This is a genomic window from Draconibacterium sediminis, assembly GCF_000949475.1.
GTDB classification, from domain to species: Bacteria; Bacteroidota; Bacteroidia; order Bacteroidales; family Prolixibacteraceae; genus Draconibacterium; species Draconibacterium sediminis.
On sequence record NZ_JRHC01000013.1, the window covers coordinates 1 to 6848 of the forward strand.

2 protein-coding genes are annotated in these 6848 nt (G+C 38.8%); one reads left to right on the top strand and one right to left on the bottom strand.

The genetic code is table 11. The features are described 5' to 3' along the window. The coding region (locus tag LH29_RS23390; RefSeq protein ID WP_045033880.1) for a T9SS type A sorting domain-containing protein at positions 1–1451 on the top strand (1451 nt) is incomplete at its 5' end. Between the two features lie 920 nt (positions 1452–2371). Here the strand turns inward: LH29_RS23390 and LH29_RS24705 are convergent. Continuing rightward, on the bottom strand, positions 2372–6848 hold a 4477-nt coding region (locus LH29_RS24705), incomplete at its 5' end, for a PKD domain-containing protein (protein WP_052671211.1).

Consider the following 6848-nt stretch of genomic DNA (forward strand, 5'->3'; position numbering starts at 1 on the left):
AAGTACGTGTAGACTGGAAAGTAGATCTGACAGCACCAGAAATTACAGCCAACAGTGATGATGATCTGGGCTGCAATCCAACTGATGCAGAGATTGAAACAGCTCTTGGAAGTGCGAGTGCTACAGACAACTGTGATGATCCTGGAGACATCACCATAACATCGAGAGATGAGACAGGCGGAGAGCCTTGTGCAATGTGGGCAGTACGTACGTTCTACGCAGAGGATCTTTGTGGCAACATCGATTCAGCGAAAGTACGTGTAGACTGGAAAGCAGACCTGGAAGCACCAGTAATAGACTCAATACCATTCATGGATTCTATCTGTAATGGCGAGCCTGAAGAAGTTGTATGGGCATACTGGACTGATAATTGTGACGGTTCGGATAGTATATCAGCTTCACCATTATACGTTGAAGGTGATTGTCCTATGATATACAGTTATACTTTCCATATTGAAGACGACTGCGGAAATCCAACTGATACAACAGTATATGTTAAGAAGTGGACTGAACAAGTTGGTAACTGCGAAACTGTATTTGGAGTAATACCAAACGATGATGAAGTAGTCGACTTCTGTAGTGATGGTATATTCAATAGATGGGGCTGGACGAATCCAATCACAAAACGTGATACCACATATGTGCTTGATTTATATGCCGGTGCTGCCCATTGTGATACAACAGATAGAACACCTGTTGGTAAGGTTGAAGTCAGATGGCAAAACGACAGTGTATATGTTGATTATATAATGGATCCTGGAAATTATCTGGAAGAAGTACATGTTTATGTTGGTTACGAAAAATATCCTGTAATGGGTAATGGTAAAAAACAGAAACAAACAGTTGCTCCAGGTCAGTATACCGTTGTTGTTGAAGGCGAAGGCCACTATACAGACGCAAATGTTATTATAACAAATGTTGTTGACGAATTCTGGATCATTGCCCATGGTGTGGCATGTGAACTTACCTGTGTATGTTATGGTGAAGTTGACGTGAATAATGACGGAGTATTTGTTCTTAGTGGAAGTGATAGCATCGTCAGTCCAGATGATTATCCATGGTGGGAAGAAATGGATCCAGAAGATCTGCCTCCGTTTAAAGGTTCTAAACGAGCAAATGGATCAGTAGAAGACCAAAAAGTGAAAAAATCAGCAGATATACAATTAGATGTTGAGCCAATTCTTCAGGATAGTGAACTCAAAGTGTTCCCGAATCCATTTGATGAATTCGTAAACTTTGAATTTGTTCCTGCAGTTAGCGGTCATGCTGTTCTTGAAATTCACAACATGCTTGGACAACGAGTTGCCAGAATACTGGATCAACCGGTTGAAGCAGGTGAATTGCAACGCGTAGAGTTCAGACCTAATTCCGAAATTTCAGGAGTCTATCTCTACAGACTGGATATCGATGGCGATACCAGGATTGGAAAAATTATTTACCGAAACAGATAAATACTTTTTCAGAATCAATAAATTACAACTTTACTGAAAACAGTAATTGATTTCGGGAGGTTCTACTAAAAGTAAGATGAGAGGCTAGCTCAGAGGAGCAGCCTCTTTTCTTTTGGTTTAAATTAGAATGTGCTTTCTTAAACCCCTTTCTTGTATGTCTAAATTAGATGCAAAATTGATTTATACATACCCCAGATTATTTTATATCAAACGATTAATTATATGCTCATCTAGCGTTAAGTTTTTTTGAATTAGATTTTCTGGCCATGAAAGATCAAAATAACAGTCACTAAAAAATCATTATAAGTCCTTGAAAAAGTTTCCGTAGATAATTATTAGAAGATAGCGAGAGGGTCGAACTTATTTCAAAGAATTCTACTGAGTCTAACTACCCATTATTCGACAATGTCTTAATTCATATTTATATGTCGTTTTTAAATTGATTTCAAAAAGTATTGTAGGTCAGTAAACTACATCTTTGCGTTTGTGATAACACCGCATTTGATATACTTAAAGTCAAGTCACTGGACAGAAAAACAACAAAATATAAGTAACGGAATAGATCATATATCTGTCCCTGATCCAGAAATACCATTTTGGATTTTAGTAAGATCTGGAGTAATGAATAATTACAAAAGCCAATCTATAAGCGCCAGAATCTTTAATGACTAAATTTTGATCATTAACAAAATTGCAAGTCTATATCTCGTGTAAAAATACCTAAGGTCTATAGCATTAGAATTATTTGTGAATCGATAAACCTTGTACGGAATAGGTTAGGATACGATCAGAAAGTAAATACATCCTCAAACTGACTGATCATTTTTATTCATCATTCTGCTCACAAGAAGTCGAACCGAAATCCTTTTGTAAATCAATGGATACTTGATTCAACTGATTAATGACTGAATTATATAACGTTAATTTGTCCAGCCGGGTGGTTTCGGTTCTTCCTTCGCTCGTACATTTATAATAATATTAACTTCCTGGGTGCCTCCATTACTGGTTATTGTAATTATTCCTGAATAATCACCGGCCGACAAATTGGTGCGATCTACAACGATTCCAACCTGATCGGTCTCTGTTGTAGTTTCCCCTGATGCTAGGTCTACAGTTAACCAGCTTAAATTTTCGGCAAATGACCATGTTAAAATATTCCCTCCAATATTATTGATACTTATATATTTTTGTGTTGATATAGTATCAAAATCAAGGAATATTGGAGACACTGAAAGTACTGGGTCCGGAATTGGCAAAACTTCAATGTAATCAGCCTTAACAATCGTGCCTGGTCCAAAACTATTGCTTGCGATTAATTTGACAGTATATAAACCCTCCGCAATATAGGAGTGAGTAGGATTCTGAACAGCACTGGTATTACCATCACCAAAATCCCATTCCCATGATGTGGGCGAATTGGTGGACTGATCCAAAAAGGTGACTGGATTACCCTGTATAATTGTCCTCTCATCTGCCGAAAACTGCGCGATAGGAGCTAATGAGTTTACTGTAATGAAGTTATTTTTGATCATTGTGTCAGAACCAAAGTTATTCGTTACCGTCAACTTAACGGTAAATGTCCCGGCCGTTAAGTAAGTATGAGTAGGATTCTGAACCGTACTTGTATTTCCATCCCCAAAATCCCATAGCCATGATGTTGGAGAGTTAGTAGACTGATCCGAGAAAATGATTTCACCTCCCTGGTCAATAACTGCAGTATTGGCGGAGAATGCAGCAACAGGTACAGCAGAATTAACTGTAATCAGGTTTTGTTTAATCATTGTGTCAGAGCCAAAAACATTAGTGACCGTTAGTGTAACGGTAAAAGTCCCGGCCGTTAAGTAAGTATGAGTAGGATTCTGAACCGTACTTGTATTTCCATCCCCAAAATCCCATAGCCATGATGTTGGAGAGTTAGTAGACTGATCCGAGAAAATGACTTGATTTCCCTGGTCAATAACTGTATTATTTGCAGAGAATGCAGCAACAGGAACAGCAGAATTAACTGTAATCAGGTTTTGTTTAATCATTGTGTCAGATCCAAAAACATTGGTGACCTTTAACGTAACGGTAAACGTACCGGCCGTTAAGTAAGTATGAGTAGGATTTTGAACAGTACCGGAAGTTCCATCTCCAAAATCCCACAACCATGAAGTTGGAGAATTGGTCGACTGATCTGAAAAGACGATTTGATTTCCTTGATCAATAACTGCAGTATTTGTAGAAAATGCTGCAACTGGGACAGCAGAATTAACTGTAATCAGGTTTTGTTTTATAATTGTATCAAATCCAAAGCTATTGGTCACCTTTAACGTAACGGTAAATGTACCCGCAGTTAAGTATGTATGAGTTGGGTTCTGAACCGTACTGGTCTTTCCATCTCCAAAATTCCATAACCATGAAGTTGGAGAATTGGTCGACTGATCCGAGAAAATGATTTCACCTCCCTGATCAATAACTGCAGTATTTGCCGAGAATGCTGCAACAGGAATAGCGGAATTAACTGTTATCAGGTTTTGTTTAATCATTGTGTCAGAGCCAAAATCATTGGTGACCGTTAGCCTAACAGTGAATGTTCCTGCAGTTAAGTATGTATGAGTAGCATTCTGAACCGTACTTGTATTTCCATCTCCAAAATTCCATTCCCATGAAGTTGGAGAATTGGTAGACTGATCCGAGAAAATGATTTGATTTCCCTGGGCAATAACTGCAGTATTTGTAGAAAATGCTGCAACTGGGACAGCAGAATTGACAGTAATAAGGTCTTGTTTTATAACTGCGTCAGAGCCAAAGCTATTTGTCGCCGTCAAAGTAACGGTAAATGTGCCAGCAGTTAAGTAAGTATGAGTTGGGTTCTGAACCGTGCTGGTATTTCCATCTCCAAAATCCCAAAGCCAAGATGTTGGTGAATTGGTAGACTGATCTGAAAAGACGATGTTATCTCCCTGGTCAATAACTGTTGTATTTGCCGAGAATGCAGCAACAGGAACAGCGGAATTAACCGTAATCAGGTCTTGTTTTATAATTGTATCAAATCCAAAGCTATTGGTCACCTTTAACGTAACGGTAAATGTACCCGCAGTTAAGTATGTATGAGTTGCGTTCTGAACCGTACTGGTCTTTCCATCTCCAAAATCCCATAACCATGAAGTTGGAGAATTGGTAGACTGATCCGAGAAAATGATTTGATTTCCCTGGTCGATAACTGCAGTATTGGCGGAGAATGCAGCAACAGGTACAGCTGAATTAACCTTAATCAGGTCTTGTTTTATAATTGTATCGGATCCAAAGCTATTAGTTGCCGTCAACGTAACGGTAATTGTTCCTGATGTTAAGTATGTATGAGTTGGATTCTGGACCGTACTGGTATTGCCATCCCCAAAATCCCAAAGCCAAGATGTTGGTGAATTGGTAGACTGATCCGAGAAAATGATTTGATTTCCCTGGTCAATAATTGTTGTATTTGCCGAGAATGCCGCAACTGGAACAGCAGAATTAACTGTTATCAGGTTTTGTTTTATCATTGTGTCGGAGCCAAATTCATTGGTGACCATTAACGTAACAGTGAATGTTCCTGATGTTAAGTATGTATGAGTTGGATTCTCAACCGTGCTGGTATTTCCATCTCCAAAATCCCATAACCAAGATGTTGGTGAATTGGTAGACTGATCTGAAAAGACGATTTGATTTCCCTGGTCAATAACTATATTATTTGCTGAGAATGCCGCAACTGGAACAGCAGAATTAACTGTGATAAGGTCTTGTTTTATAATTGTATCGGATCCAAAGCTATTAGTTGCCGTCAACGTAACAGTAAATGTGCCAGCAGTTAAGTAAGTATGAGTTGGGTTCTGAACCGTGCTGGTATTTCCATCTCCAAAATCCCATTCCCATGATGTTGGCGAATTGGTAGACTGATCCGAGAAAATGATTTCACCTCCCTGGTCGATAACTGCAGTATTTACCGAGAATGCTGCAACAGGAACAGCGGAATTAACTGTTATCAAGTCATTTTTAATCATTGTATCAGATCCAAAAACATTAGTGACCGTTAGTGTAACAGTAAATGTGCCAGCAGTTAAGTAAGTATGAGTAGGGTTCTGAACCGTGCTGGTATTTCCATCCCCAAAATCCCAAAGCCAAGATGTTGGCGAATTGGTAGACTGATCCGAGAAAATGATTTCATGTCCTTGGTCTATCGTAGTAGTATTTGAAGAAAACGCTACCACTGGAGGTGTCGGACTTGATATAATAATAAAGTTTTCATTTATAATAGAATCGGATCCAAAACTATTAGAGACCGTTAATTTGACCGAATAGGTGCCAGCGGATAAGTATGTATGAGTTGGATTCTGAACCGTACTGGTATTTCCATCTCCAAAATCCCATAGCCATGATGTTGGAGAATTGGTAGACTGATCCGAAAAGATGATTTCATTTCCCTGAATTTCGTTGGTCTTATTTGCAGAGAAAGATGCTATTGGGACATTTGAGGAATATACCGAAATAAAATCCGTTTTAGTAATTGTATCTGCTCCAAAATTGTTGCCAACAATAAGTTTGATTGTGTATACTCCTGTTGTTGGATAAGTAAGAGTAGGGTGCTGAACATTACTGGTATTGCCATCCCCAAAATCCCAATTCCATGAGGTTGGATTGTTTGCAGACTGATCCGAAAAGATAACAGCATCCCCCTGATTTATCGTTGTTTTATCTGCGGAGAACTCAGCAACCGGCACCAATGAGTTAATGGTAATAAAATCAGTTTTGGTAATTGTATCCGTTCCAAAACTATTGACGACAATAAGTTTGACCGTAAATAATCCTGCTGATGTGTAAATATGAGTCGGATTCTGATTTGTACTGGTGTTTCCATCCCCAAAGTCCCACAGCCATGAGGTTGGAAAATTGGCCGACTGATCCGAAAAGATGATTTCATTTCCTTGATCAATAATTGCTGTATTTGCTGAGAATGCTGCAGAAGGAACGGCGGAATTGACTGTAATTAATGCTTCTTTTATTATCGTGTCAGAACCAAAGCTATTATTTGCGATAAGTTTAACGGTAAATGTGCCAGTTGTTAAGTAATTATGAGTTGGATTTTGAACAGTGCTGGTATTTCCATCCCCAAAATCCCATTCCCAGGATGTTGGATTGTTTGCCGACTGGTCCGAGAAGCTAACAGCATCTCCCTGGTTGATCGTTGTTTTATTTGCAGAGAATTCAGCAACCGGCACCAATGAGTTAACGGTAATAAAATCAGTTTTAGTGATTGTGTCTGCTCCAACACTATTGGTGACTATCAATTGCACCGTATAAACTCCAGCCGTTGTATAAGTATGAGTTGGATTTTGAACAGTACTGGTATTTCCATTTCCAAAATCCCATTCCCATGAT